Raw genomic sequence first — 26,418 nt, forward strand, 5'->3', positions numbered from 1 at the left:
CAAGGGATGCGGGACGTCTGACGGCAGCATCTGAGTAACCTGAGACTTCAGGCCTGAAAGGGACGAAATGGCGACGAATACCGGTGGCGACAGCAAGAACACGCTTTACTGCTCCTTCTGCGGCAAAAGCCAGCACGAGGTGCGCAAGCTGATTGCAGGCCCGACCGTTTTCATCTGTGATGAATGTGTCGAGCTGTGCATGGATATCATCCGGGAAGAAACCAAGAGTGCCGGTCTGAAATCCTCGGAAGGGGTGCCGACCCCGATGGACATCTGCAACGTGCTGGATGACTACGTGATTGGTCAGGCCATGGCCAAGCGGGTGCTCTCGGTTGCGGTGCACAACCATTACAAACGTCTGAACCACGCGCAGAAATCCGGCGACATTGAATTGTCGAAGTCGAACATTCTGCTGATGGGGCCCACCGGCTGTGGTAAAACCCTGCTGGCCCAGACCCTTGCGCGCATTCTGGACGTGCCCTTCACCATGGCAGATGCCACCACGCTGACGGAAGCGGGCTATGTCGGGGAAGATGTTGAAAACATCATTCTGAAGCTGTTGCAGGCGTCAGAATATAATGTGGAACGCGCCCAGCGTGGTATCGTCTACATTGACGAAGTCGATAAGATCACCCGCAAGTCGGAAAACCCCTCAATCACCCGCGACGTGTCGGGCGAAGGGGTGCAGCAGGCGCTGCTGAAGCTGATGGAAGGCACCGTTGCCTCGGTGCCGCCGCAGGGTGGCCGTAAGCATCCGCAGCAGGAATTCCTGCAGGTCGACACCACCAACATCCTGTTCATCTGTGGCGGCGCTTTTGCCGGTCTGGACAAGATCATTGCACAACGTGGCAAAGGCTCGGCGATGGGCTTTGGCGCGGATGTGCGTGAAAACGACGAACGTGGCGTAGGTGAGGTGTTCAAAGACCTTGAGCCCGAAGATCTACTGAAATTCGGTCTGATCCCGGAATTTGTCGGCCGTCTGCCGGTTCTGGCAACGCTGGAAGATCTGGATCAGGACGCGCTGGTCACCATTCTGACCCAGCCGAAAAACGCTCTGGTGAAACAGTACCAGCGTCTGTTCGAACTGGAAGAAGTCGACCTGACCTTCACCGAAGATGCGCTGGCGGCGATTGCCAAACGCGCCATCGAACGCAAAACCGGTGCCCGGGGCCTGCGCTCGATCCTAGAAGATATTCTGCTGGACACCATGTTCGACCTGCCGGGTCAGGACAGCGTGACAGAGGTTGTGGTGAACGAAGAGGCGGTAAATTCGGATGCGCAGCCGCTGATGATCCACGGTGAGAAAAAAGAAGAGGCCAGCGCCAGCTGATCCGCTTCGACCCTGAATTGACAAAGCCCGCTGCGGAACCTCCGCTGGCGGGCTTTTGCTTATCTGGGCCAACGATGGGTCAATCTGATTGAAAACGCGGGGCAATCAGCCCACGCCACTGGACCTTGGGTGCCATTTGGTCCATATCTTCCGGTAACGTATTGCGGAGAGACTCAATGGGCCTTCTGAACACTATTCTGCGTGCCGTCACCTGGTGGGACGGGCAGACCCTCAACACTCAGCTCTATACAGCGCGTAAAGGCGTGAAGGTGGGCGAGGATGATCAGGGCAATGTGTTCTACACCTGCAAGAACGGCAAGCGCCGCTGGGTGATCTACAACGGCGAAGTTGAGGCAAGCCGCATCAGCCCCGATTGGCACGGCTGGCTCCACCACACCTTTGATGAGCTGCCCAGTGACAAACCGCTGGTCCATAAGGACTGGGAAAAGCCGCATCTGGAAAACCTCACCGGCACCGCCAACGCCTATGCGCCGATTGGCTCGATCCGTCGTTCAGAACCTGCAGAGCGCCGTGATTATGAGGCGTGGTCGCCGGAATAGGGCGGCCCACGGGTTTCTGATCCTCAGAACGTAAGAGGCGGGACATGTCCACCAATCCAACAGAAGTTGCCGTCGGTGCTGCGGTTCTGGCCGCAGCCGTGGGCTTTGTGCTCTATGCGGGGCAAGTGACTGGTTTCACCACATCGACTGCGGGCAACAGCTACAGCGCCTCTTTCCGGTCGCTGGAGGGCATTAGCGTGGGATCGGACGTGCGACTGGCGGGGGTGAAAATCGGCACCGTCACCGACATAGAACTGAACCCGACCACCTTTCGGGCAGACACGGATTTTGTCCTGAAAGAAGAGATCATGCTGCCCGAAGACAGCGCGATTGTGATCAGCTCTGAAGGGCTCTTGGGGGGCAATTTCGTTGAGATTGTGCCGGGCGGTTCGCCGTTCAATCTGGAACCGGGCGCCGAGATTGAGGACACGCAGGGCGCCGTGTCGCTGGTGTCTTTGCTGATGAAGTTTGTCTCCGGCGGGGGGGAAGAATGATCCGGTTTGCAGCTGTTGTATCACTGGTCCTCGCCCTGCCGGCTGTGGCCGAAGAAGTGACCCCTGGCACCGGCGCGGTGCTGCGCGGATTGGATAAGGTCAACGGGGAAACCCAGGATCTGGATCTGGCCAACGGCAGCTCTACCATCTTTGGCGATCTGCGGGTGGAACTGGGTGAATGCCGCTATCCGGTGGGCAACCCGGCAGGGGAGGCTTATGCCTTTGTCACCATTCAGGCGGTGGACGAACAGCAGCCAATGTTTCGCGGATGGATGATGGCCTCCGCACCGGCGCTGAACGCGCTGGATCACCCGCGCTACGACGTCTGGGCGATCCGCTGCAACACGCCCTCGACCGAGTGATCGACCCCTTCGACATCAAAAAACGCGCCCTCGCGCAGCGCTTCTGACAAGAGCGCCTGATAGTCTGCACGGGGAATCTCGATCGCGCCTAGCGACGCAAGGTGTGGCGTGATGAACTGTGTGTCAAATAGGGTGAACCCCGTCTGCACCAGATGATCCACCAGATAGGCCAGCGCAATTTTGGATGCATCGCGGCGGTAGGAAAACATGCTTTCGCCAAAAAACGCCCGGCCCAGCGTCACGCCATACACACCGCCCGCCAGTTCGCCCTCCATCCAGACTTCCAGCGAATGGGCACGGTCCATCGCATTCAGCCGCATATAGAGCGCGTGAATGGTGGGGTTGATCCAGGTCTCCTCGCGGTTGGCACAGCCGTTCACAACCCCCTCAAAATCGCTGTTCACACGGATCTCATAGGCGCCACGACGCAGGGTGCGCGCCAGTGAGCGGGAGATATGGAACTGATCTAATGGGAAGATGCCCCGATGGCGCGGATCGACCCAGAAGACTGCGGGGTCATCGCGGCTTTCGGCCATGGGAAAGATGCCTTGGGCATAGCCCGAAAGCAGGATCTGTGGGGTGAGTGTGAAGTCGTCTTTCAAACCCGCATCCTTTGATCCGAAAAGGGGCCGCGAGGTGTCCCGCAGCCCAAAGAGCCTTAGCTCATGTTTTCTTCAAGCCACTTTTCCAGCCAGTGGATGTTGTAGTTGCCGGTGTGGATATCATCCTCCTGCAACAGGGCGCTGAACAGCGGCAGCGTGGTGTCGATACCGTCCACGATCAACTCGCCCAGAGCGCGGTCCAGGCGGGCCAGCGCTTCGGCACGGCCACGGCCATGCACGATCAGCTTGCCGATCAGACTGTCATAGTAAGGCGGGATCGAATAGCCGTCATAGAGCGCCGAATCCATCCGCACACCCAGACCACCCGGCGCGTGATACGCGGTGATCTTGCCGGGGCAGGGGGCAAAGTTCGGCAGCTTTTCAGCGTTGATCCGGACCTCGATCGAGTGGCCGTTGATCTCCAGATCGTTCTGACCAAATGACATCGGCTGACCTGCGGCGACGCGGATCTGTTCGCGCACCAGATCAACACCGAAGATGGCTTCGGTCACAGGGTGTTCCACCTGCAGACGGGTGTTCATCTCGATGAAATAGAACTCACCGTTTTCATAGAGGAACTCGATGGTGCCGGCACCGATGTAGTTGATCTTGGCAACCGCATCCGCACAGACTTTACCGATCTTGGCGCGCTCTTCTGCAGTGATGGAGGGGCCGGGGGCCTCTTCAAACACCTTCTGGTGGCGGCGCTGCAAAGAACAGTCACGTTCGCCCAGATGCACCGCGTTGCCTTTGCCATCGCCAAAGACCTGAATCTCGATGTGGCGCGGCGTGGTGAGGTATTTCTCGATATAGACTTCATCGTTGCCGAAGGCGGCTTTGCCTTCTGCACGGGCGGTCATAAAGGCCTCTTCCATATCCGCAGCGGTCTTGGCCACCTTCATCCCTCGGCCGCCGCCACCGGCGGTTGCCTTGATGATGACCGGATAGCCCATCTCTTCGCCAAGTTTCTTGGCCGCTGCCAGATCCGGTACACCACCATCAGAGCCAGGCACGCAGGGCACGCCCAGTTTGATCATGGTGTCTTTTGCCGTGATCTTGTCGCCCATGACGCGGATGTGTTCCGCGGTGGGGCCGATGAAGGTGATGCCGTGGTCCTCGACAACCTGCACAAAGTTGGCGTTTTCCGACAGGAAGCCATAGCCCGGATGGATCGCCTGCGCGCCAGTGACTTCACAGGCGGCAATGATCGCGGGGATCGACAGGTAGCTTTGGGTGCCGGAGGGCGGGCCGATACAGACGGATTCATCTGCCATGCGCACATGCATGGCATCGGCATCAGCGGTCGAATGGACCGCCACCGATTTGATGCCCATCTCGCGGCAGGCACGGATCACGCGCAGCGCAATCTCCCCCCGGTTCGCAATCAGGATTTTTTCGAACATTGCGCGGCCTTACTCGATGATGACCAGCGGGGCGCCAAATTCAACGGCGCCGCCGTCTTCGACCAGGATCCGCTTCACGGTGCCCGATTTCGGGGCCGGAATCTGGTTCATGGTTTTCATGGCTTCGATGATCAGCAGGGTCTGGCCTTCGGAGACCTGAGCGCCAACGCTGATAAAGGAGGGGGCGCCGGGTTCGGGCTGCAGGTAAACGGTGCCCACCATCGGCGAGGTCACGGCGCCGGGGTGGCTGGCCGGATCGTCTGCGGCTGCAGCGGGTGCGGCGGCTGCAGCCGGTGCAGCGGCAGGCGCGGCTGCGGGGGCCGGAGCGGCAGCAACAGCAACCGGAGCAGGTGCGGCGGCAACCATCTGGGTCTGGCGGCTGACACGCACGTTCAGGCTGTCGTCTTCGCCATATTCACGCATGACCTCAAGCTCGGTCAGATCGTTTGCTGCCAGCAGCTCTGCCAGAGCCTGGATAAATTCGACGTCGGAGTCGTGTTTCTTCTTAGTCATCATTCCCTCGACCGGTTTCTGGTGGGCGTTTATACGGATTTGTCTTCCGCCCAATCCCCATCTGGACGCCTTATAAGCTATCCTTGACGGAGCGGAAAGCGCCCATCTGCGGGCCAAAATGGGGTTTTCTGCAAAAAATGCGAGGGGAAATTTCGAAAATTTCCCTCTCTTTGGTCCAAAACCGATGGGAATCAGAGCGGCATACCGGACAATTTCGCCACCAGTTCGGCCAATTTGCGGGCCTGAAACTTCTCCAGCAGGCGGGCGCGGTAGACTTCGACCGTGCGGTAGGACAGTTCCAGTTCCAACCCGATCTCCTTGCTGGTGAGACCGCGACAGGTCAGGATTGCCACTTCGCGTTCGCGCTGGGTCAGTTCTACCACTGGGCGTTCTTCGGACAGGTCGGTCACCGACCAGATGCCGCGCTGAAACGGATCGTCGGGGGTCAGTGACTGGCCCCGCACGCGGCACCAGAACATCTCCCCGGAACGGCGTTTCATGATCCGTTCGTCCGAATATCGCCCGGTTTCCTGCATCGCCGCCAGACCCCGGGCGCCAATGGCTTCATAGTCTTCCTGGCTGGCGTAGAAATCCCCGAACGGGACATTGGCAAAGCTTTCAACCGTGCCGCCAAAGGTTTCGGCAAACAGGCGGTTGCAGCCGCGGATGATGCGGTTTTCCAACATGCAGAGGCCGACAGGGGCGTATTCAAAGCCCAGATCGTTCAGGTCCATCCGCTCACTCCCTCTGCGTTCCTTGTGGTTTTATCAAAGAAAGCGGGGTTTTACAGCGAGAAATCGGGGAACGGTCCGTGGCTGGGATCACGCCCCATCGAAATCGCGGTTCTCGGCTGCGGGCAGGGTGAAGTCTTCGGTATGAACCACAACGTCGCGGTCGCGGGTCAGCACAATGCCATAGGCGCCGGGTTCATCCACCGAATGCCCCGAACCATGCTGTCCAAGAAGCATCGGCATCTGGTGGCAGGGGCTTTTGAAGACGGTCATGGGCTGGCCGCCAATGGTGGCCGTGATGGTCCGGTGGATGTGACCGGCGAAGATATGCACCACCCCTTTGGCTTTAATCCGTTCCAGCTGCTCCTCGGCATTGGCAAGGCCGATGTCATCCATGCCAGTGAAACCGGTGTTGAAAGGCGGGTGGTGCTGGAAGATCAGGCAGGGCTTGTCACCGGCACTGTCGATCTGCTGTTCCAGCCACGACAGGCGCGCCTCGCAGAGCAGCCCGGCATGTTCGACCTCGGGCTCTTCGTCGAGGGTGTCCAGCGTGATCAGTCGCACATCGGGCAGATCGACCACGGATTGCACAAAACCCGCCTCCGTTACCGGCGCATCGGGGAAGGCCGCGCGGAAGTTGGCGCGGCGGTCATGGTTGCCCAGCATCAGCGACACGGGCCAAGGCAGATCGGCAAGGATCTCTTTCAGTTCGGAAAATTGCTCGGGGCGGCCGTGGTGGGTCAGATCCCCCATCAGCAACAGATGGTCCGCATCCGGATGCATACGTGCGGCATGGGCCAGCCCCTGACGTAGGCGCGCCCGCGGGTCGAGGCCGATGATGGTTTCGGGCGGGGCGACGATGTGGAGGTCGGTGAGGATCAGCAGTTTCGACATCAGGCGTTCCTTGCGCAGTCTGGGTCCGGTGGGGGGATCGGTTTGCGCCCAGCATTGTCCGATTCGCGGGGCGTTTGCAGCACCTTAGCGACATCGGATGACACAGAATGTGTCGCAGCCGCACTATCTGCAACCTGTCTGCTGACAAAAGAAAAGGCCCGATCCGGTGGATCGGGCCTTCGGTTTGTTCAACCTGATGGGATCAGCGGTTCATGCGGTTCTCGATCAGATCGTCCACCACCGAAGGATCGGCGAGGGTCGAGGTGTCGCCAAGCGCGCCAAAGTCGTCCTCGGCAATCTTGCGCAGGATGCGGCGCATGATCTTGCCCGAGCGGGTTTTCGGCAGGCCGGGGGCCCATTGGATTAGGTCTGGGGCGGCAATCGGGCCAATTTCCGTGCGCACCCAGGTGCGCAACTCTTTGCGCAGCTCTTCGCTGGGTTCTTCGCCGTTCATCAGGGTGACATAGCAGTAGATGCCTTGGCCCTTGATGTCATGCGGGTAGCCCACCACGGCGGCTTCGGCCACTTTGGCATGGGCCACCAGTGCGCTTTCGACCTCTGCTGTGCCCATGCGGTGGCCGGAGACGTTGATCACATCGTCCACACGGCCGGTGATCCAATAGTCGCCATCGGCGTCGCGGCGGCAGCCGTCGCCCGAGAAGTAGTAGCCTTTGTAATCGGCAAAATAGGTCTTCTCGAAGCGCTCGTGATCGCCCCAAACGGTGCGCATCTGGCCGGGCCAGCTGTCTTTGATCGCCAGCACACCTTCGGCGGCGGTCTCTGTGATCTCCTCACCGGTGGTCGGTTCCAACAGCACCGGCTGCACACCAAAGAACGGCTTGGTGGCGGAACCCGGTTTCAGAGCGGTGGCGCCGGGCAGCGGGGTCAGCATGTGACCGCCGGTTTCGGTCTGCCACCAGGTGTCCACAATGGGACGGGCGCCTTTGCCCACAACCTCATTGTACCAATTCCAGGCCTCGGGGTTGATCGGCTCCCCTACAGTGCCCAGCAGTTTCAGATCGCTGAGGTCGTATTTTTCAACAAACTCGTTGCCCTGACCCATCAACGCGCGGATGGCGGTGGGGGCGGTGTAGAACTGGTTGACCTTGTGTTTCTCACAGACGGCCCAGAACCGGCCTGCATCGGGGTAAGTGGGCACACCTTCGAACATCAGCGTGGTGCCACCATTGGCGAGGGGGCCATAAACGATATAGCTGTGGCCGGTGACCCAGCCCACGTCGGCGGTACACCAGTAGATGTCCCCTTCGTGGTAGTCGAAGGTGTATTGATGGGTCATCGCAGCATAGACCAGATAGCCGCCGGAGCTGTGCACCACCCCTTTGGGTTTGCCGGTGGAGCCAGACGTGTAGAGCACAAAGAGCGGATCTTCGGCGTTCATCGGGCGCGGCGGGCAGTCGGGGCTGGCGGTCTCCATCAGCGCTTTGACGTCCACATCACGGCCGTCAATCCAGGTGGTCTGATCGCCCGTGTGTTTCACCACCAGACAGCGCACCTTGTCCGAGCAATGCAGCAGGGCGGCATCCGCATTGGATTTCAGCGCGGTGCGACGGCCACCACGGGGGGCGGTGTCGGCGGTGATCAGCACCTTGGCTTCGGAATCGTTGATCCGGTTGGCCAGCGCATCGGGGCTGAAACCGGCAAATACGATCGAGTGGATGGCACCGATCCGGGCACAAGCCAGCATGGCATAGGCCGCTTCGGGGATCATCGGCAGGTAAATCACCACACGGTCACCGCGCATCACACCCTGTGACAGCAGCACGTTGGCGAAACGGTTCACCTTCTCCGACAGTTCATTGTAGGTGATATGCAGCGCTTCGGCGTCGGGCTCATCCGGTTCCCAGATGATTGCGGTCTGTTCGCCACGGGTGGCCAGATGGCGGTCGATGCAGTTGGCCGAGACGTTCAGCACCCCGTCTTCGAACCATTTGATGTCCACATTGCCCAGCTCGAAGTTGGTGTTTTTCACCTTGGTGAAAGGCTCGATCCAATCGATGCGCTTGCCGTGTTCTGCCCAGAAGGCATCGGGGTCATTGACCGAAGCGGCATACATTTCCTGATACTTGGCGTTGTCGGCATGTGCCTTGGCGGCGAAGTCCGCCGGAACCGGATAAACGGCGTCCGTCATTTTGGGGTCCTCCCTCGACCTCAATAAAGTGCGTAGGCCCGCCTCTGGCGGAGGCGGGCACACGTAGAAGCGTCTTGCGTGGATCAGATGGCGAGGTATTCCTCGCGCAGCTCTTTGTTCTGAAGAACCTCAGCTGCGGATCCGTCGTAGACTACGTTACCGGTATCAAGGATCACGGAACGGTCGGCAAGTTCAAGGGCACGGACCGCATTTTGTTCCACAATTACGGTGGTGATGCCCTGTTCCTTGATCTTGCGCAGGGTGCGCTCAATCTCATCCACGATGACCGGTGCCAAACCTTCGTAAGGCTCATCCAGCAAGAGAACCTTAATGTCACGCGCCAGCGCCCGGGCAATCGCCAGCATCTGCTGTTCGCCACCCGAAAGGGTCACACCTTCTTGATTGCGGCGCTCGCCAAGGCGGGGGAACAATTCGTAGAGACGTTCAATCGACCAGCCAATTGGCGGCGCGATCTGAGCCAGCTTCAGGTTTTCCTCCACCGTCAGACCGGGGATGATTCTACGGTCTTCCGGCACCAGCGAGATCCCAGCCCGCGAAGCCTCATGCGCCTTCATCAGGTGCAGCGGCTGGTGATCCAGCCAAACCTCACCCTTGCGGATTTCGGGATCATCGAGACGGGCGATGGCCCGCAGGGTCGAGGTCTTGCCCGCCCCGTTCCGGCCCAGAAGCGCCAGAATCTCGCCCTCGTGGACGTTAAACTCGACACCCTGCACGATGTAGCTTTCGCCGTAGTAGGCGTGCAGATCCCAGACCGACAGGAAGGCCGGCGCGGTTTCGGCAAGGTTGTGACCTTTGGAAAAATCGGGTTTCACATTCATGGTCGTTCTCCTTACGCGGTCTCGCCCAGATAGGCTTCGCGAACCTTCGGGTTGCCCTTGATGTTTTCCGGATCGTCCTCAACCAGAGGGGTGCCCTGCGCCAGAACGGTGATCCGGTTGGCCAGCGAGAACACCACATGCATGTCGTGTTCAATGATCGCGATGGTGATATCGCGTTCGTCGCTGATCTGTTTCAAGAGGTCGATGGTGTTGTTGGTGTCCGCCCGCGCCATACCGGCGGTGGGTTCGTCCAGCAGCAGAAGACGCGGCTCCTGCGACAGGCACATGCCGATCTCTAGGCGACGTTTGTCCCCGCGTGACATCGAGGCGGCGTTCATGGCGTGTTTGTCCGCCATGTTCATCTCTTCCAGCATATGCTCCGCCCGTTCGACAACCTCTTTCTCGGTCATCATGTCCTGCACAGCATGCATCCGGAACGCGCCGTCCCGTTTGGCAAAGATCGGGATCATCATGTTTTCCAGCACGAAAGCTCACCAAAGATTTCCGGGGTCTGGAACACGCGGCTGATGCCCATCTGGTTGATCTCATAGGGGGTGCGGCCCAGCACCGACTGGCCATTGAACATGACCGAACCGGTGTCTGGGATCAGCTTGCCTACCAGACAGTTCAGCAGCGTCGACTTGCCAGCGCCGTTGGGGCCGATGATGGCGTGAACGGAGTTTTCCTTCACGCTGAGGTTCACGTCCCCAAGGGCCTGCAGACCGCCGAAGCGTTTGTTGACGCCTTTGACTTCAAGGATACCCATTGTTGTCTCCTTATTCCGCAGGCTCGGTCGAAGCCGATCCGCTGTCGTTGGTTTTCTTGCGGCCAAGAACAGCCCGCAGGCGCTTGCCCAGTTCAACCAGCCCGCCGGGCAGGAAGATGATGACCAGCATGAAGATTACACCTGTGGTGATGTGCCACTGTTTGCCAACAAACAGGTTGGTCACAAAGACAAACAGGTCGGACATGCCATCGGGCATAAAGCTGAACCAGCCTTCCAAAACCGATTTGTTGATCTTGGACAGGATGTTTTCCATGTACTTCAGCAGACCTGCGCCCAGTACCGGACCGATCAAGGTGCCAACACCGCCTAGGATGGTCATCAGAACAACCTCACCCGATGCGGTCCACTGCATACGCTCGGCGCCTGCGAGAGGGTCCATTGCAGCCATCAGGCCACCGGCCAGACCGGCGTACATGCCCGAGATTACAAAGGCCGCCAGCGTGTAGGGACGAGGGTTCAGGCCGGTGTAGTTCAGACGCTGCTGGTTCGATTTCACCGCCCGCAGCATCATGCCGAAAGGCGACCGGAAGATGCGGATCGACAGGTAGAAGGCAAAGATCATCACCAGTGCGCAGAGGTAGTAACCAATGTTGAACTGGAAGGTCCAGGCGCCCAGCTCCCACTGCAGGGTGTCGCGCATCTCGAGGCCAAACAGGTTGGTCACCGGGATCGAGCCATCTGCCGTCGCCGACTGCCCCAGAATACGCGGATCGTCCAGCGTCAGCTGCAGACCGGTTTCACCGTTGGTGATCGGGGTCAGCACCGAATAGGCCAGCGCAAAGGACATCTGAGCAAAAGCCAGTGTCAGGATCGAGAAGTAGATCCCCGAACGACGCAGTGAGATATAGCCGATCAGCAGGGCAAACAGGCCCGCCACAATCACCGACAGGATAATTGCCGGAATGATGTTCATGCTCAGCAGTTTGAACATCCACACCGCTGAATAAGACCCCACACCCAGAAAGGCCGCATGACCGAAGGACAGGTAACCGGTCAGGCCGAACAGGATGTTAAAGCCGATTGCGAAGATCCCGAAGATCACAAAACGCTGCATCAGGTCAGGGTAGCCTGCGTTGAACTGCGCCAAACCACTGTCCGTCGGGAAGGGGTTTAGGATGAAGGGCGCCAGCATGGTCAAAGCGATCACGACCAGCAGGAGAGAGAAGTCTTTTTTATCTAGTCCAAACATAGTCTTAATCCTCCATCACACCTTTTTTGCCCATCAGACCACGCGGACGGGTCAGCAGGATGACAATGGCAACAAGGTAAATGATGATTTGGTTGATGCCGGGGATGGTGGTGGTGGCCCAGGTGGTTGAGGCAAAGCTCTCCAGGATCCCCAGAAGGAACCCAGCCGCCACAGCGCCCGGAAGCGACCCCATGCCGCCGACAACCACAACCACGAAGCTCAGCACCAGGAAGTCCATGCCCATGTGATAGTTCGGCGCGTTGATCGGGCCGTACATCACACCGGCCAGACCGGCGACCGCGGCAGCAAGGCCGAACATCACAGTGAACTTCTTGTCGATATCGATGCCCAGCAGGCCCACGGTTTCACGGTCGGCCATGCCCGCGCGTACAACCATCCCGAAGGTGGTGAATTGCAGGAAGGCAAAGACGCCACCGATCACGATAACGGCGAAGAAGAAGTAGACGATGCGCCAGACCGGATAAACGATGCTGCCCGCCAGTGTTGCCACGCCCGACAGATCGTCAGGGGCAGGGGTCTGGATCGGGTTGGCGCCATAGAAATACTTGATGATTTCCTGCAGAACGATCGCCAGACCGAAGGTCACGAGGATCTGGTCCGCATGGGGGCGTTTGTAGAAGTGTTTGATCAGCCCGCGCTCCATGATGAAGCCAATGGCAATCATCACCGGGATGGCAAACAGGATGGCCAATGGCACTGACCAGTCGATAATCGCCGCACCCATCTCGGGGCCGAACCAGCTCTCGACGTAGGGCGTTTTCACCTTCAGCGGGTTGCCCAGAAAGTCGGTCTTTGTTGCGTCGACGGTTTCATACGAAAGATTCAGCAGCCGCTGCAGGAAAACCGAGCAGAAGGCGCCGATCATGAACAGCGCGCCGTGGGCGAAGTTCACCACACCCAGCGTGCCGAAAATGAGTGTTAGACCCAGCGCGATCAGCGCATAGGCCGAGCCCTTATCGAGCCCGTTCAGGATCTGCAGGATAATTGCGTCCATAGTCCCCACCTGTGTTGAAAGTCATGGATCAGCGAGCGGCAGAGCTCAGCTCTCCATGTGAAAGTGTTGCGGGCCGACCCAGTTAGGATCGGACCGGCCCGCAGTAGGTCACCGATTAGGCGCCGGGGTTGCAGCTGCCCAGCTGGCCGCCAGCAAACATCGGGTGATCCGGTGCGTAGGTTACCTGCGCGGCCGGGGTCACTTCGACAACTTCCAGCAGGTCGAACTCGGAGGCCGGGTTCTCTTTACCCTTCACAACAAGCACGTCCTTGAAGCACTGGTGGTCATCGGCGCGATACAGCGTCTTGCCGTTGCCCATACCGTCGAACTCGAAGCCTTCCAGAGCTTCTGCCACGGCGCAGGGGTTGAACGAACCGGCACGCTCGACAGCATCTGCATAAAGCAGGGTCTGTACATAGCAGGTGTGCGCGGCCTGGCTCGGCGGGAAGCCGTATTTGGTGCCGAAGGAGCGTACAAAGGCTTTCGAGCCTTCGTCCTGCAGCGACCAGTGCCAGTTGGTCGAACCCACGATGCCTTTGATGTTCTCACCCGCACCACGGGCCATCAGACGCGAGAACAGCGGCACAACGATTTCGAAGTTCTTGCCGTTCACTTCTTTGTTCTTCAGGCCGAACTGAACCGCGTTGGTCAGCGAGTTCACCATGTTGCCGCCGTAGTGGTTCAGAACCAGAACGTCTGCACCCGAGTTCAGAACCGGCGCGATATACGACGAGAAGTCGGTTGCGGCCAGCGGGGTCAGCACGTTGTTGACGGTTTCCCAACCCAGCGCTTCGGTCGCGGCTGCGATCGATTCCTGCTGCGTCCAGCCCCAGGTGTAGTCTGCGGTCAGGTGGTAGGCTTTACGGTCATCGCCGTAGAGCGACTTCAGAACCGGTGCCAGAGCGGCGCCGGACATGTAACCGTTGAAGAAGTGACGGAAGCCGTTGGCTTTCTTGTCCTTACCGGTGGTGTCGTTGGAGTGGGTCAGACCCGCCATGAAGATCACGCCAGCTTCCTGACACAGACCCTGCACAGCAATCGCCACACCCGAGGACGAACCGCCCGAAATCATCACGGCGCCGTCTTTTTCGATCATCGACTTGGCCGAGGCACGTGCGGCATCCGACTTGGTCTGGGTGTCGCCGGTCACATATTCGACCTTCTTGCCCAGTACGCCGCTGCCGTTCAGGGCTTTGGACGAGAAGGTTTCCAGCATACCATTGTCGGTGCCAGTGCCGTTGAGATGCTCAACAGCCAGCTCATAGGCGCGCAGTTCGTCGGCACCCTCGTCAGCATAAGGACCGGTCTGCGGCACGTTGAAGCCCAGGGTCACGGAGCTGCCGGTCGGCTCATTGGTGAACGCGGCGGCAGATTGTGCGGTAAAGATCGTCGGTACCGCCAGCCCGGCACCGGCAACGGCCCCCGACTTCAGTACACCACGACGCGACATATTGGTCTTGGTCATAAATTCCTCCCATTTCAAGAAGTGTGGTGGCGCCTCCTCTTGCGCCCCCACGCGCACTTTTGTGCAAATTCAGTATCAGGGCGGGGTGTAAAATTTCGCAACAATTGCTTTTTACGTAACAATTTTTTTGTAAATATTTGCACAATGCTATGGTATGCATTGTAAAGAAATTATTCTGCAGTGCAGAAGCGCCTTGTTTTTGATGGGAAAAGAAAATGCCGCAGGGGCAGCTTACCGGAACGCGGATCCGTGAACGGCGGATCATGCAGGGCATGCGTCAGGCCGAATTGGCGCAAAAAGCCGGTATTTCGGCCTCATATCTCAATCTGATCGAACATAACAGGCGCAGAATCGGCGGCAAACTGCTGCTTTCTCTGGCCGAAGTGCTGGGGGTGGAGCCCTCGGCGCTGTCAGAAGGGGCGGAGGCGGCGATGATCGCCACCCTGGGCGAGGCACGCGCAGCGGACCCAAATGCCGCCCCGGTGGAAGAAACTCCCGAAGCCTTTGCCGGGCGTTATCCCGGCTGGGCCGAACTGCTGGCGCGGCGGCATCGCCGGGTGAACGAGCTTGAACGCACGGTTGAGACATTGACCGACCGGTTGACCCACGACCCCTATCTGGCGGCGGCTCTGCATGAGGTGCTCTCGACCGTGACCGCCATTCGGTCAACCGCCGGTATTTTGGCTGACACACCAGAGTTGGAGCCGGAATGGCGTGACCGGTTCCACCGCAACGTCAATGAGGACGCCGCCCGCCTGGCCGAAAGTGCCCAGGCGCTGGTGTCCTATTTGGATGAGGGGGCAGAGGAACAGGGCAATCTGGCCTCACCGCAGGATGAGCTGGAGGCCTTTCTGAAAGAGGCGGACTATCATTTTGCCGATCTTGAAGGCGGTAAAGGCACCGCTGTGGACGGGATCCTGTCAAAAGCACAGGTGTTGCAATCCGCAGCCGGCAAGGCTTCGGCGCGGCTCTATCTGGATCGTTATGTCGGCGACAGCAAGGATATGCCGCTGGAACCCGTCGTCGCGACCTTGAAAGCGATGGGGCCGGACCCCGCGGCGCTCGCGCAGGAGTTTAACGTCAGCCTGTCGCGCGCCATGCGCCGCATGGCGGAACTGCCTGCGGTGGAGGGGGTGCCAAGGGTTGGCATGGTAAGCTGTGACGCTTCGGGGACGCTGATCTTCCGCAAACCGGTGGAGGGTTTTGCCCTGCCCAGGTTTGGGGCCGCCTGTCCCAAGTGGCCGCTGTTTCAGGCGCTGTCGCGGCCGATGGTGCCCCTTCGCCAGACTTTGCGGCAGGACGCGCGCGGAGAGGTGCAGTTCACCGCCTTTGCCATTTCGGAACCCGCCAGCGCCCCGAGTTTCGGGCAGGAACCGCTGTTCAATGCCCATATGCTGCTGGTGCCGATAGAGCACATGGATCGCAGCGCAACCTCACCGCAGGATCTGGGGGTGAGCTGCCGGATCTGCCCGTTGAAAGCCTGCGAAGGGCGGCGTGAACCCTCGATCCTGACCGAAGGGTTTTGACTCGTCCCGACAAAGGGGCAATAAATGGCGCTAGAATTTTGAAATGAGTGCTCAAGGGGGGGGCGATACATGGGCAAACATGTCCTTGTCATCGAAGATGAGCCAAACATCATCGAGGCAATTTCCTTTATATTGTCGCGGGATGGTTGGACGGTGGACACGCATTCCAACGGGCATGACGCGGTGGATGTGGTGCGGGCGAAGGCGCCGGACCTGATTATTCTTGACGTCATGCTGCCGGGCAAATCCGGCTATGACATCCTGACCGAACTGCGCGCCCTGACCGAAACCGCAGACCTGCCGGTGCTGATGCTGACAGCCCGCGGGCAGACCAAGGATCGCGATCTGGCCGAGAAGATCGGCGCCAGCCGCTTTATGACCAAACCCTTCTCCAACGCCGAGGTGCTGGAGGCGCTGCGCGAACTGGTGCCGCAATGAGTCGCAAACAGTCGCCCCTGTTTCTGGAACGGCGCAGTTATCGTCTGCGCCGCCTGATGGACGGGGCGCGGCTGATGCCCTTCCTTGGGGCGGCGCTCTGGGCGGTGCCGATGCTCTGGACCCGGGAAGGGGAGGCGGCGATTTCGACCAGCCGCGCCATGCTCTATATCTTTCTGGTCTGGTTCTGCCTCAGCTGTCTGGCAGGGATCCTTTCAATCTGGCTGAATGGCAACGCTGAAACCGAAAGTCTTGCCCCGAAAGGGGATCGCTGATGGGCACGTTGAATCTGCTGATCGCGGTCTGTCTGGCCTATGTGGCGCTGCTGTTTGTGGTTGCCTTCATGGCCGAGCGTACAGCGCTGCGGGGCAAGGCGAAATGGCTACGCTCGCCGATCATCTACACCCTGTCGCTGTCGATCTACTGTACCGCCTGGACATTTTACGGCGCGGTCGGCTTTGCAGCCCGGTCGGGGTTGGAGTTTCTGACGATCTATATTGGCCCGACGCTGGTGATGATCGGCTGGTGGTGGGGCCTGCGCAAACTGGTGCGGATCGGGCGGACGCAGCGGATCACCTCGATTGCGGACCTGATTTCGTCGCGCTATGGCAAGTCGCCTTTGCTGGCGGTGTTTGTAACCCTGATCGCGGTCATCGGGACCACACCCTATATTGCTCTGCAACTTCAGTCAGTTACGCTGTCTTTTGGCAGCTTTTCTGCCAATGCGCCTGAGGCGGCGCAGTTCGGCGATCATGATGCCACGGCGCTTTGGGTGGCGGCGGGGCTGGCACTGTTTACGGTGCTGTTTGGCACCCGCAACTTGGACGCCAACGAACGCCACCACGGGGTGGTGATGGCCATCGCGCTAGAGGCGGTGGTGAAACTGTTTGCCCTGATTGCCGTCGGGATCTTTGTGGTCTGGGGCATCGGGGGCGGCCTGAGCGAAACCTTGGACAAGATCGATGCCTCCGCCATTGGCACCTGGCAGGTGCCGGACGGCCGCTGGGCAGCGCTGACCCTGCTTTCGGCGGCCGCTTTCCTGACCCTGCCACGGATGTTTCAGGTGCTGGTGGTGGAGAATGAGGACGAAAACCATCTGCGCACCGCAAGCTGGGCGTTTCCGGCCTATCTGATGTTGATGAGCCTTTTTGTGGTGCCCATTGCGGTGGTGGGTCTGGACCTGATGCCGGAGGGCGCGAACCCGGACCAGTTTGTTCTGACCCTGCCGCTGAGCCAGGGCCGTGAAGGGTTGGCGATGCTGTCCTTTCTTGGCGGTTTTTCCTCGGCCACCTCCATGGTGATTGTGGCGGCGATTGCGCTGTCGACGATGGTCTCGAACCACATTGTCATGCCGATCTGGTTACGTGTGGCCGAGGGCGGCGCGATGATCTCGGGCGATGTGCGCAATGTGGTGCTGCTGGCCCGCCGGCTGTCGATCGCAGGTGTGCTGGCACTGGGCTATCTTTACTATCGTTTCTCCGGTGGCGGCGCGGCGCTGGCGTCGATTGGTCTGATTTCTTTTGCCGGTGTGGCGCAGTTCCTGCCGGCCTTGATGGGCGGCATCTTCTGGCGCGGCGCCAACCGGGTGGGCGCGCTGGCCGGTTTGGCCGTTGGGTTTGCCATCTGGGCCTTCACTCTGTTTCTACCCAGCTTTGGCCCCGGCGTGTTCCTGCCCGAAACCGTGTTTGAGACCGGGCTGTTTGGGGTGGGGTGGCTGCATCCACAGGCGCTCTTTGGGATCACTGGCTTGGATCCGGTGGTGCATTCGGTGATGTGGTCGATGACGCTCAACACCGCCGCTTTTGTGTTGTTCTCTTTGCTGACGTTCCCCGAACCGCTGGAACGGCTGCAAGGGGCGCAGTTTGTAAATGTCTTCCAGCATACCGGCAACCCGCAGGGCTGGTCCGGTGGTGTGGCACAGGCCGAAGATCTGATGGTCATGGCGCAGCGGATCCTGGGGCCTGTTGAGGCGCAATCCTTGTTCCAACGTGCCGCCACGGCTCAAGGGCTCGCGGGTTATCTGCCTGATCCCACACCGGAATTTCTGCAGATGCTGGAACGGGAGATGTCCGGCTCTGTAGGCGCGGCGACGGCGCATGCGATGGTCAGCCAGATTATGGGACGCGCCACGGTTTCGGTTGAGGACCTGCTGGCGGTGGCGGATGAAACCGCCCAGATGATGGAACACCAGAGCCAGCTGGTGGCCAAATCGGCCGAGTTGACCCGAACCGCCCGGCAGCTGCGGGCGGCAAACGAAAAACTGACCCAGCTGTCAGTCCAGAAAGACGCTTTCCTCAGCCAGATCAGCCATGAGCTGCGCACCCCGATGACCTCGATCCGGTCGTTCAGCGAAATCCTGCGGGATGCCGAGGGTCTGGGGCAGGAACAGCTCAGCAAATACGCCAGCATCATCCACCAAGAGGCGATCCGCCTGACCCGCCTGCTGGACGATCTGCTGGATCTTTCGGTGCTGGAGAATGGGCAGGTGAACCTGAACATCCGGCGCGGCTCCCTGACCGAGATGCTGGACCACGCCATTGCCTCCACCGGGGTCACAACCGAAGGTCTGCGGATCCATCGGCGCGGGCTGGATCTGGACATTGAGATGGAAACCGATCTGGACCGGCTGGCACAGGTCTTTATCAATCTGATCGCCAACGCCAAGAAATACTGCGATGCGCCGCGCCCCGAACTGACCATTCGGGTGGCGCAGCGCGACAACTATCTGGTGGTGGATTTCACTGACAACGGCGCGGGTGTGCCCCGGGACAAACAGGACCTGATTTTTGAAAAATTTGCCCGTGTCAGTGACCAGAAAGCGGGTGGCGCGGGTCTGGGGCTGGCGATCTGCCGCGAGATTATGGCCCGGCTCGGCGGGGCGATCACCTACCTGCCCGGGCAGGGCGGTGCCTCTTTCCGTGTCAGCCTGCCAATGCGGTTGAAAATGGCGGCGCAGTAGCCGGTTCTGCCTCGCTGGGTAAATTTCTCTGCATGGCGTCAACCGATTGGTAACGCTTGGGCCTTAGGGTGACTTTCGCAACCGCAGAAGGCGGGTCAGAGGGTCATGGTTTACAAAGGCGAAACATCAGTGCTGCGCCGGAAGACGGCTGAGCGGGAGGCGCGCGGGATGTCCCCCCGCCGCGCCCTGCGTCTTGTGCTGGCGCGACTGTCGGAAACAGCGTTTGGCCAGCCGGTGATTGTCTCTGCCATCTCGCGTTGGCGGGCCGATCAACAGGCGCTGCTTGCTCGGGTTGAGGGCAGCCCAATGATGACCACCATCCGTAATGACGCCGGGCAAACTGGGGCGGTGATATTGGATTTGCAGCTGGTCTCGGCCCTTGTGGAGGCGCAAACCATTGGCACCATTCTGCGGCGTCCGGCGGTGGATCGGCTGACCACCCGCACCGATGCGGCCATCTGTCTGCCGTTGATTGACGATATGCTCAGCGGTTTTGAGGCCGAGATGCTGGCCCAGATCGACACCTGGCCCAGTGGATTTCGCTTTGCAGAATGGCTGGGGGAAAAACGGGCGATGGATCTGGCGCTGACCGCATTGGATTACGACGTTTTCCGGGTCGAGTTTGAGCTGGGCCAGGAGGGGCGGAGCGGCATCTTGCTGCTGGCCCTACCGGTTGCCGAAGCGCCTGATGAACCCGTGCCGGAAAAACGACCGGTCGCCTCCCTGAAACCTGCTGTACTCGCCGCGCAGGCCAGCTTGGCGGTGGTCCTGCATCGACAACAGATGACGCTGAAGGAGGTCAGCGCGCTGACGGTCGGGTCCCGTCTGAACATTCCGATTGCCGCGCTGGACCGGGCCCATCTCTGCCTGCCCGATGGCGGCCAAATATTGGCAGAGGGGCGTCTGGGTCAACGCGGGGGGCGCTGGGGATTGCAGGTGAACTATCTAAATGACGGCGCATGTATCACGGGGCCGCTGGACGCGTTGCCGCATCGCAATTCTGAACCTGCTGCAGCCGCAGAACCCATTGATAAGGCAACGCCTTCTGCGGCAGCGGGATTGCCGAAGCCCTTGGAGCCAACCGCGGGGATCCCGGACTCGCAGGTGCTGCCAGAGGCGGCCAGTAAACGTGTTGGAAACCAGGGGTGACCATTGCAAATATGCGCACGTGCCCACATGAAAAAAGACGGCGGGGGTGCCGCCGTCTTTGTCATAGTCTTCACCCTTGCGACTGGCGACGGTTAGCCTTCCAATCGGGGGCGCAGCTGTTCCAGCATGTAGCCCGCCTTGGCCGCAGTGGCCAGAATCTCATCCGCCGACTGTTTGCCCGCCTGGTTGAGTGCCCAGATCACCGTGCACCGAGTACCGGAGGCGCAATAGGCCAGAACCGGGCCTTCGGCGGCATCTACCATGTCAAACTGCTGGGCAACATTGTCCGGCGTCATGGTCTGGTGGGTCAGCGGCAGCACTTCAAAGGCGATGCCGGCTTCCGCTGCGGCATCGGCCATTGCGGCGGCTTGATGCGACGGCGGGATCTCCTCGTCGGGGCGGTTGCAGATCACCTTGGTGAACCCGGCCGCCTTGATGGCAGCCAGATCAGAAGGGTCAATCTGCGGCGAGACGCTATAGCGGGGGGTAACCTGTCGAATATCCATGCAGGAAGCCTTATTCGGCAGGGACCGCTCTGTCCAGTCTTGCCCGCAGCGACGGGGCCAGAACCATGCCAGCCAGCATCGCTGCCAGGAAGATCCAGTGGCCTATCCCCCCGTAAGAGAGAGAGGCAATTGCCGGTCCCGGGCACAGGCCCGCCAAACCCCAACCCATGCCGAACATCACCGAGCCAACCACCAGATTACGCCCAAGGCGGGGTTCAGGCGGGGCCGGAAAACTGCCCCCTGTCAAAGGTTCGCGTCCCGGAACAAGCTGCCAGGCCACCGCCATCGGTACAATGGCGCCCCCCATTACAAAGGCCAGCGTCGGGTCCCAGTTGCCAAAGATGTCCAGCCAGCCCTGCACCTTGGCCGTGTCGGTCATGCCCGACAGGAACAGGCCGGTGCCAAACAGGCCGCCTGCGAAAAAGGCATAGATCAAACGCATCAGATCACTCCCAGAATGTGGCGGAACAGGATGACGGTCAGCCCGCCGGCCATGATATAGAACACGGTGGCCACAATACCGCGCAGCGACAGCCGTGAGATGCCGCAGACGCCGTGACCTGAGGTGCAGCCATTGGCAATCCGGGTGCCGATGCCCACCAGCAGGCCAGCCCCAACCAGCACCAGCCAATTGTCGGTCACATGAGTGTCCACCGGGCCAGTTGCAGGCAGCAGCAGCAGCGGCAGCAGAAAGACCGCGGCCAAAAACACCACACGTTCGGCCCAGTTCGACCAGCCCGAGCGATCGACAAGACCGCCGATGAGGCCGCTGGCGCCCATGACACGGCCGTTGGCCAGCAAAAAGACCGCGCCGCCAAGGCCGATCAGCAACCCGCCGGCAAGGCCCCAGATCCAGTCTGAGGGAATTGAACTCAACATCGCGTTTCCTTTCCTGATGTCGGTTTGTTTCTGGCAACACCCGACAGATCCTGTCACGAGCGGACAGGGCGCAGATGCTGCTTCTTAATCGGGAAAGCCCTCTTAGAGCTTGTTCACAGGCACTTTCAGAAACACGTCACCCTGTTCGTCCGGTTCCGGCATCTGGCCTGCACGCATGTTCACCTGCAGCGAGGGGATGATCAGCTTGGGCATTGCCAGTGAGGCATCCCGCGCATCGCGCATTTTCACAAAATCTTCCTGATCGGTGCCTTCGCCAACATGCACGTTTTTGGCTTTCTGTTCGCCCACAGTGGTTTCCCAGGCGTAGTCTTCGCGGCCTGGGGCCTTATAGTCGTGACCAACAAAAATGCGGGTCTCATCGGGCAGGGTCAGGATCTTCTGGATCGACTGGAACAGGGTCTCGGAGGAGCCACCTGGGAAGTCACAGCGGGCGGTGCCGAAATCGGGCATGAACAGCGTGTCCCCAACAAAGGCCGCATCGCCAGACACATAGGTCAGGCAGGCGGGTGTATGGCCGGGGGTGTGCAGCACATCCATGCGCAGCTGGCCGATGTGGATGCTGTCGCCCTCAACAAACAGCTGGTCAAACTGGCTGCCGTCCCGCTGAAAGGCGGTGCCTTCGTTGAAAACCTTGCCGAAGGTGTCCTGCACGATCCGGATTTGATCGCCGATGCCGATTTTCCCGCCCAGCGTTTCTTGCAGATAGGGGGCGGCGCTGAGGTGGTCGGCGTGGACATGGGTTTCCAGCAACCATTGGATGTCCAGCCCTTCTTTTTGCACAAACGCGATGATGCAATCAGCTGAAGCGGTGTCAGTGCGGCCGGAGGCGTAGTCGAAATCCAGAACGGAATCGACGATGGCAGCAGCCTTGCTGTTTGGGTCCTGCACCACATAGGAAATTGTGTTGGTGGCGTCGTCGAAGAAGGCGGTCACGATGGGGGTCATTGGTCTGTCCTTAGAGGTTGGGCCTCGGTGTTGCAAATATCATATATCAATATTTGAATGCGTTTCAAGTCCTCCGCCAGCAAGTTTTTGCACCCTTGACCTGCATCAAGGTAGAAGCCCTTAAAAATATGCCAGAATTTGGCTGAAAAATGAAGGAGGCCCCGATGATTTCTGTGTCAGACCGCCGTGTGCAACTGCTCCACCGCCTGTCCGAATTGGACAGCCGCCTGCATCAGATTGAATCGGATCTGGATGCGCCGCATTCGAAAGACTGGGATGAGGCGGCGGTCGAAACCGAAGGTGATGAGGTGCTGGAGGGCCTGGGCCATCAGGGCGAGGAGGAGATCCGCCGCATCCGCGCCGCGCTGCAACGGATCCGTGAAGGGGAATATGGCTTCTGCGTGACCTGTGGGGCGCAAGTGCAGCCGGCACGGCTGGACCTGCTGCCGGACACGCCGTTTTGCGCCAAATGTGCCAATGCACAAGGCTGAGTGAACTGGAACTGCCTGATCGCAATGGAGGAGACTGCGATGACCGACCCGAAAACCCTGACGGCCCTGACGATGATTGAGCAGACCTTTGCGGTGGCAACGCCGCCGGAACGGGCCGAGATGCTGCGCGATCTGCGCAAGCTGGTGCATCGGTTGGAACTGCGCAACCGTGACGCAGTGGGCATGGAAGACAGCGGCAATGACGATCCGTTTGACAATATGCCGGTTTAGCGGCGATTTCTGTTGCGGGTGCAACCTCAAGCCGCGCCTTGATTTTCCGGGAATTTCCTTGGCACTATACACTTTAACGAGTGGTGTGGTGAGGCAGGTTGCCTTGAGGAGGCGTCGTGACGGGGCAGGTCAAGGTTGAGATACGCGCAGGGGCGGGGGAACAGCCCGATGTCGCGGTGCTCTGGTTCGAAAACGGGCCGGTCAATACGCTGACCGCCAAGGTGCGGCAGGACCTGTTGTTGCAATTGGACAATCTGGAGGCCGCCGAGATCGGCGCCTTGGTTTTGGCCGGGCGCGGCAAAAGCTTTTCGTCAGGTCTGGATCTGGCAGAGCTTGAGGGTCCCGCGCAGGCTCCGACCGTGATGACGCTCTGTTCCCGTTTGGCCGATTTTCCCAAACCGGTGATCGCCGCCCTGAAGGGGGCCGTTTTGGGCGCGGGCGTGGATCTTGCCGTGGCGACCCATGGTCGGGTGGCCGCGCCCGGCACACATTTCGGCTTTCCGGCAATGGCCTTGGGGCTGTTGCCTCTTGGCGGGGCGACGCAACGACTGACCGAAGTACTGGATGGCCCCCGCGCCCTGCGGTTGTTGCAGGGACTGGGCATGTATGATGTGGATGCGCCCGAGCTGACGGGGCTGGTGGATGAGGTGGCCCGCGACGGGCCGGTGGTGGAACATGCGCTGGCGCTGGCGCGGCTCTGGGCCGATCATCCGGAACAATGGCAGGCCGCCAAGGCTTGGCAAGCCGCCGTGCGTGATCCTCTGGGGTTTCAGGCGGCGATACAATCGGCCCGTTCCAAGGCTGAAAAGGCCGGGGATCCCAGCGCGCTGCGGCTTGTAGATTGTGTCGAAGCAGGTCTGTTGCTGCCGCGTGAGGCGGGTTTGGCCTATGAAGCCACCGCTGCAGAGGAATGTCGCCAATCCGATCATTCGACCGGGTTGCGCTACGCACAGATGGCGCGGCGTCGGGCGTCGAAATTTCCGGAACGCCTGCAGGCTGAGGCACAGCAGGTGACGCAGCTGGGCCTTATTGGCGGTGGCAATACGGCGGCTTCCATTGCGGTGCTTGCCGCACGCGCCGGGCTGAAAGTGGCGGTGTTTGAACGCAACAACAGCACCGTCGGAGAAGCGCAGGCGCGGATCACCCGTTTGGCAGCCAAATCCGCCGGACGTGGCAACGCGGCGCAGTTGACCGATGCGATCTCGGTCAGTTCCGATCTGACCGCTTTGGCGCAGGCACAGGCAGTTCTGGAAACCGTGGCTGAAAATCTTGAAACCAAGCGGCAGATCTTTGCCGCATTGGACGCGGTGCTGCCACCGGACGCGCTGCGGCTGTCCCATTCGCCCCTGTTGTCCATTGCGGATATGGCGGCGGACAGTACGCATCCAGAGTCCCTTCTGGGGCTGCATTTCCACGGGCCGGTGATGCGCGGCGAAGTGGCAGAGCTGATCCCAGGGCCGGAAACCTCAGCCCATGCGCTGGTGACGGCGGCAGATCTGGCCGCCAGGCTGGGCCGGATCACCGTGCGGACCGGTACTGGCGGCGGCACAATTGGACAGGCCATTATGGCGGCGCTGCATGAGGCGGGTTGGTATTTTATCCTGCAAGGGGTCAGCCCCTATGAGGTGGATCGGGTCATGGTGGACTTTGGACTGCCGCTGGGGCTGTTTGGGGCGCTCGACCGGTTTGGCCTTGCCCGCGCCGAGGCCCGTCTGTCCCTGCTGCACAATCGCGACAGCTACCCACACACTCACGCGACCCTCTTGCGGTTGATGCTGCAACACGGGCGTGGCGGCAAAGCAGAGGGGCGTGGCTTTTACCTCTGGGAGGGGGAGGTCCCGCGTCCCGACCCTGACCTGATCGATGTGCTGAATGACGCACAGCCCTGGCGCAGCCCACCGCCAGACGGCGCGATCCTGAAAACCCTGCTGGCGGCTGCTGCCAACCAAGGGGCGCGGTTGTTGCGCAGTGGCGCGGCGTTGCGGCCTTCGGACATTGATGCGGTGATGGTACTGGCGCATGGTTTCCCACGCCATCAGGGCGGGGTGATGCATGCGGCCGAACGCTACGGTATGTTTGCCATCCTGCAGGACCTGAAAGCGCGCGCCGCAGAGGTGCCGCTGCTGTTTGACCCCGAACCGGGCATCGCGGCATTGGTGCGCGATGGGCGCGGATTTTCGGATCTCAACGGGATCGGACGGGCGCGGCAGACGCTACCCGAATAGGCCGCAATAGGCCCGCATAGGCGTGGAGAGAGGGGTTAGGCGCTGGGCCTTAGCCCATGAACACACCCATGATGACCATCATCAGGCCAAAAACCGACAGGAACAATGCAGCCAGATTGATAGGCACCACGCCCTTAACGGCGTTGCGCAGCTCTTCATCTGACAGGCCAGCCCGTTTGGCGCCTGCCACCTTGAAGATGCACCAGACCAGCCCGGCAAGCCCTGCAACCGACAACACGGCACCGATCCAAATCAACCATTCCATATCACATGTTCCCTGCGCGTTTCCAAAGGCGATGCGCTGCCCTATCGCATTGCGAAAGCTAAGGCAACGTGGCGCATTTTCGCGGCTCTGTCCGGTGGCAGGAGGTTGGGACTTGCGGGGGCAGGGCAGGGGCGGTAGGGAATGGCAAACTGAATGGAGATGAGCGCCATGGAAGACGAAGATTACAAAACCGACAAAGACTCCAGCTATCGCGTCACCGCCGATGAACTGCGCCAGTTCATCGAACGGTTCGAACGTCTGGAAATGGAAAAGAAAGACATCGCCGATCACCAGAAAGAGGTGATGGCCGAAGCCAAAGGCCGTGGTTATGACACCAAGGTCATGCGCAAACTGATCGCGCTGCGCAAACGCGACCAGGACGACATCGCCGAAGAAGAAGCGGTGATGGAAATGTACAAAGAAGCGCTGGGCATGTCCTAAGCCCCGCTGATC

28 protein-coding genes and 1 pseudogene are annotated in these 26,418 nt (G+C 60.2%); 13 read left to right on the forward strand and 16 right to left on the reverse strand.

Going from position 1 to position 26,418, the window contains the following annotated elements:
• Window positions 1-67 precede the first annotated feature (67 nt).
• The 4 genes from clpX (at window position 68) to SIC14_RS13330 (ending at window position 2,746) form a co-directional block, all read left to right on the forward strand.
• Entirely contained in the window at window positions 68-1,330 is a 1,263-nt protein-coding gene (gene clpX, locus SIC14_RS13315; protein WP_412562412.1) for an ATP-dependent Clp protease ATP-binding subunit ClpX, read from the forward strand.
• Between the two features lie 176 nt (window positions 1,331-1,506).
• Window positions 1,507-1,890: an NADH:ubiquinone oxidoreductase subunit NDUFA12 gene (locus SIC14_RS13320; protein ID WP_412562413.1), complete on the forward strand. Its 384-nt coding sequence runs from the start codon at window positions 1,507-1,509 to the stop codon at window positions 1,888-1,890.
• 44 nt (window positions 1,891-1,934) lie between these two features.
• Window positions 1,935-2,384: an outer membrane lipid asymmetry maintenance protein MlaD gene (gene mlaD, locus SIC14_RS13325; RefSeq protein WP_412562414.1), complete on the forward strand. Its 450-nt coding sequence runs from the start codon at window positions 1,935-1,937 to the stop codon at window positions 2,382-2,384.
• Window positions 2,381-2,746 (forward strand): DUF2155 domain-containing protein, encoded by a 366-nt coding sequence (locus tag SIC14_RS13330; RefSeq protein WP_412562415.1) that lies wholly within the window; start codon window positions 2,381-2,383, stop codon window positions 2,744-2,746. Before mlaD ends, SIC14_RS13330 begins: the two co-directional genes overlap by 4 nt.
• Here the strand turns inward: SIC14_RS13330 and aat are convergent.
• The 11 genes and pseudogenes from aat to SIC14_RS13385 all read right to left on the reverse strand — a co-directional run bounded on the left by aat (window position 2,701) and on the right by SIC14_RS13385 (window position 14,333).
• The gene (aat, locus tag SIC14_RS13335; protein ID WP_412565868.1) at window positions 2,701-3,282 is read right to left on the reverse strand and encodes a leucyl/phenylalanyl-tRNA--protein transferase; all 582 of its coding nucleotides are present in this window, start codon (window positions 3,280-3,282) and stop codon (window positions 2,701-2,703) included. The two genes, SIC14_RS13330 and aat, sit on opposite strands and share 46 nt — an antisense overlap.
• A 122-nt stretch (window positions 3,283-3,404) precedes the next feature.
• Window positions 3,405-4,751 carry an acetyl-CoA carboxylase biotin carboxylase subunit gene (gene accC / locus SIC14_RS13340; RefSeq protein WP_412562416.1) on the reverse strand — a complete coding sequence of 449 codons (1,347 nt, stop codon included), beginning with the start codon at window positions 4,749-4,751 and terminating at the stop codon, window positions 3,405-3,407.
• Between the two features lie 9 nt (window positions 4,752-4,760).
• On the reverse strand, window positions 4,761-5,264 hold the full coding sequence (accB, locus tag SIC14_RS13345; RefSeq protein ID WP_412562417.1) for an acetyl-CoA carboxylase biotin carboxyl carrier protein: 504 nt from the start codon (window positions 5,262-5,264) through the stop codon (window positions 4,761-4,763).
• A 191-nt stretch (window positions 5,265-5,455) separates the two neighbouring features.
• Window positions 5,456-5,992, reverse strand: coding sequence for a LuxR C-terminal-related transcriptional regulator (locus SIC14_RS13350; protein WP_412565869.1), 537 nt, complete (start codon window positions 5,990-5,992; stop codon window positions 5,456-5,458).
• A gap of 93 nt (window positions 5,993-6,085) precedes the next feature.
• A complete protein-coding gene (locus SIC14_RS13355) occupies window positions 6,086-6,889 on the reverse strand; it encodes a phosphodiesterase (RefSeq protein ID WP_412562418.1) in 804 nt (267 codons plus the stop codon).
• 202 nt (window positions 6,890-7,091) lie between these two features.
• A complete protein-coding gene (gene acs / locus SIC14_RS13360; RefSeq protein ID WP_412562419.1) occupies window positions 7,092-9,038 on the reverse strand; it encodes an acetate--CoA ligase in 1,947 nt (648 codons plus the stop codon).
• A gap of 83 nt (window positions 9,039-9,121) precedes the next feature.
• Window positions 9,122-9,877, reverse strand: a complete 756-nt coding sequence (locus SIC14_RS13365; protein ID WP_412562420.1) for an ABC transporter ATP-binding protein — start codon at window positions 9,875-9,877, stop codon at window positions 9,122-9,124.
• An 11-nt stretch (window positions 9,878-9,888) separates the two neighbouring features.
• Window positions 9,889-10,643 (reverse strand): annotated as a pseudogene (locus tag SIC14_RS13370) (ABC transporter ATP-binding protein).
• A 10-nt stretch (window positions 10,644-10,653) separates the two neighbouring features.
• Window positions 10,654-11,853, reverse strand: coding sequence for a branched-chain amino acid ABC transporter permease (locus tag SIC14_RS13375; RefSeq protein WP_412562421.1), 1,200 nt, complete (start codon window positions 11,851-11,853; stop codon window positions 10,654-10,656).
• A 4-nt stretch (window positions 11,854-11,857) separates the two neighbouring features.
• Window positions 11,858-12,868, reverse strand: coding sequence for a branched-chain amino acid ABC transporter permease (locus tag SIC14_RS13380; RefSeq protein ID WP_412562422.1), 1,011 nt, complete (start codon window positions 12,866-12,868; stop codon window positions 11,858-11,860).
• A gap of 115 nt (window positions 12,869-12,983) precedes the next feature.
• Complete coding sequence (locus SIC14_RS13385) at window positions 12,984-14,333, reverse strand: substrate-binding protein (protein ID WP_412562423.1); 1,350 nt, start codon at window positions 14,331-14,333, stop codon at window positions 12,984-12,986.
• A 215-nt stretch (window positions 14,334-14,548) separates the two neighbouring features.
• Between SIC14_RS13385 and SIC14_RS13390 the strand changes: the two genes are divergently transcribed.
• The 5 genes from SIC14_RS13390 (at window position 14,549) to SIC14_RS13410 (ending at window position 20,402) form a co-directional block, all read left to right on the forward strand.
• On the forward strand, window positions 14,549-15,859 hold the full coding sequence (locus SIC14_RS13390; RefSeq protein WP_412562424.1) for a helix-turn-helix domain-containing protein: 1,311 nt from the start codon (window positions 14,549-14,551) through the stop codon (window positions 15,857-15,859).
• Window positions 15,860-15,928: 69 nt separating this feature from the next.
• Window positions 15,929-16,297, forward strand: coding sequence for a response regulator transcription factor (locus tag SIC14_RS13395; protein ID WP_412562425.1), 369 nt, complete (start codon window positions 15,929-15,931; stop codon window positions 16,295-16,297).
• Window positions 16,294-16,569, forward strand: coding sequence for a hypothetical protein (locus tag SIC14_RS13400; RefSeq protein ID WP_412562426.1), 276 nt, complete (start codon window positions 16,294-16,296; stop codon window positions 16,567-16,569). The genes SIC14_RS13395 and SIC14_RS13400 overlap by 4 nt, the downstream gene beginning before the upstream one ends.
• On the forward strand, window positions 16,569-19,253 hold the full coding sequence (locus SIC14_RS13405) for an ATP-binding protein (RefSeq protein WP_412562427.1): 2,685 nt from the start codon (window positions 16,569-16,571) through the stop codon (window positions 19,251-19,253). Before SIC14_RS13400 ends, SIC14_RS13405 begins: the two co-directional genes overlap by 1 nt.
• A 168-nt stretch (window positions 19,254-19,421) precedes the next feature.
• Window positions 19,422-20,402, forward strand: a complete 981-nt coding sequence (locus SIC14_RS13410; protein WP_412562428.1) for a FliM/FliN family flagellar motor C-terminal domain-containing protein — start codon at window positions 19,422-19,424, stop codon at window positions 20,400-20,402.
• A gap of 92 nt (window positions 20,403-20,494) precedes the next feature.
• Here SIC14_RS13410 and SIC14_RS13415 read toward each other — a convergent pair whose 3' ends face one another.
• The 4 genes from SIC14_RS13415 to SIC14_RS13430 all read right to left on the reverse strand — a co-directional run bounded on the left by SIC14_RS13415 (window position 20,495) and on the right by SIC14_RS13430 (window position 22,753).
• Window positions 20,495-20,908, reverse strand: a complete 414-nt coding sequence (locus SIC14_RS13415) for a TIGR01244 family sulfur transferase (protein ID WP_412562429.1) — start codon at window positions 20,906-20,908, stop codon at window positions 20,495-20,497.
• 10 nt (window positions 20,909-20,918) lie between these two features.
• Window positions 20,919-21,350 carry a DUF6691 family protein gene (locus SIC14_RS13420; protein WP_412562430.1) on the reverse strand — a complete coding sequence of 144 codons (432 nt, stop codon included), beginning with the start codon at window positions 21,348-21,350 and terminating at the stop codon, window positions 20,919-20,921.
• Window positions 21,350-21,775 carry a YeeE/YedE family protein gene (locus SIC14_RS13425; RefSeq protein ID WP_412565870.1) on the reverse strand — a complete coding sequence of 142 codons (426 nt, stop codon included), beginning with the start codon at window positions 21,773-21,775 and terminating at the stop codon, window positions 21,350-21,352. The genes SIC14_RS13420 and SIC14_RS13425 overlap by 1 nt, the downstream gene beginning before the upstream one ends.
• A gap of 114 nt (window positions 21,776-21,889) precedes the next feature.
• Window positions 21,890-22,753 (reverse strand): MBL fold metallo-hydrolase, encoded by an 864-nt coding sequence (locus SIC14_RS13430; protein ID WP_412562431.1) that lies wholly within the window; start codon window positions 22,751-22,753, stop codon window positions 21,890-21,892.
• A 164-nt stretch (window positions 22,754-22,917) separates the two neighbouring features.
• Here SIC14_RS13430 and SIC14_RS13435 point away from each other — a divergent pair, with 164 nt between their 5' ends.
• The 3 genes from SIC14_RS13435 (at window position 22,918) to SIC14_RS13445 (ending at window position 25,700) form a co-directional block, all read left to right on the forward strand.
• On the forward strand, window positions 22,918-23,244 hold the full coding sequence (locus tag SIC14_RS13435; protein WP_412562432.1) for a TraR/DksA family transcriptional regulator: 327 nt from the start codon (window positions 22,918-22,920) through the stop codon (window positions 23,242-23,244).
• A 39-nt stretch (window positions 23,245-23,283) separates the two neighbouring features.
• Window positions 23,284-23,475: a hypothetical protein gene (locus SIC14_RS13440; protein WP_412562433.1), complete on the forward strand. Its 192-nt coding sequence runs from the start codon at window positions 23,284-23,286 to the stop codon at window positions 23,473-23,475.
• A gap of 116 nt (window positions 23,476-23,591) precedes the next feature.
• Window positions 23,592-25,700, forward strand: a complete 2,109-nt coding sequence (locus SIC14_RS13445) for a 3-hydroxyacyl-CoA dehydrogenase NAD-binding domain-containing protein (protein WP_412562434.1) — start codon at window positions 23,592-23,594, stop codon at window positions 25,698-25,700.
• A gap of 49 nt (window positions 25,701-25,749) precedes the next feature.
• Here the strand turns inward: SIC14_RS13445 and SIC14_RS13450 are convergent, their stop codons facing one another.
• Window positions 25,750-25,965, reverse strand: a complete 216-nt coding sequence (locus SIC14_RS13450; RefSeq protein WP_412562435.1) for a hypothetical protein — start codon at window positions 25,963-25,965, stop codon at window positions 25,750-25,752.
• Between the two features lie 168 nt (window positions 25,966-26,133).
• Here SIC14_RS13450 and SIC14_RS13455 point away from each other — a divergent pair, with 168 nt between their 5' ends.
• Window positions 26,134-26,406 carry a DUF2312 domain-containing protein gene (locus tag SIC14_RS13455; RefSeq protein WP_412562436.1) on the forward strand — a complete coding sequence of 91 codons (273 nt, stop codon included), beginning with the start codon at window positions 26,134-26,136 and terminating at the stop codon, window positions 26,404-26,406.
• The last annotated feature ends 12 nt before the right edge of the window (window positions 26,407-26,418 follow it).

It is taken from the genome of Thalassobius sp. MITS945101 (assembly GCF_047123305.1).
In the GTDB taxonomy this organism is placed as follows: Bacteria; Pseudomonadota; Alphaproteobacteria; order Rhodobacterales; family Rhodobacteraceae; genus Thalassobius.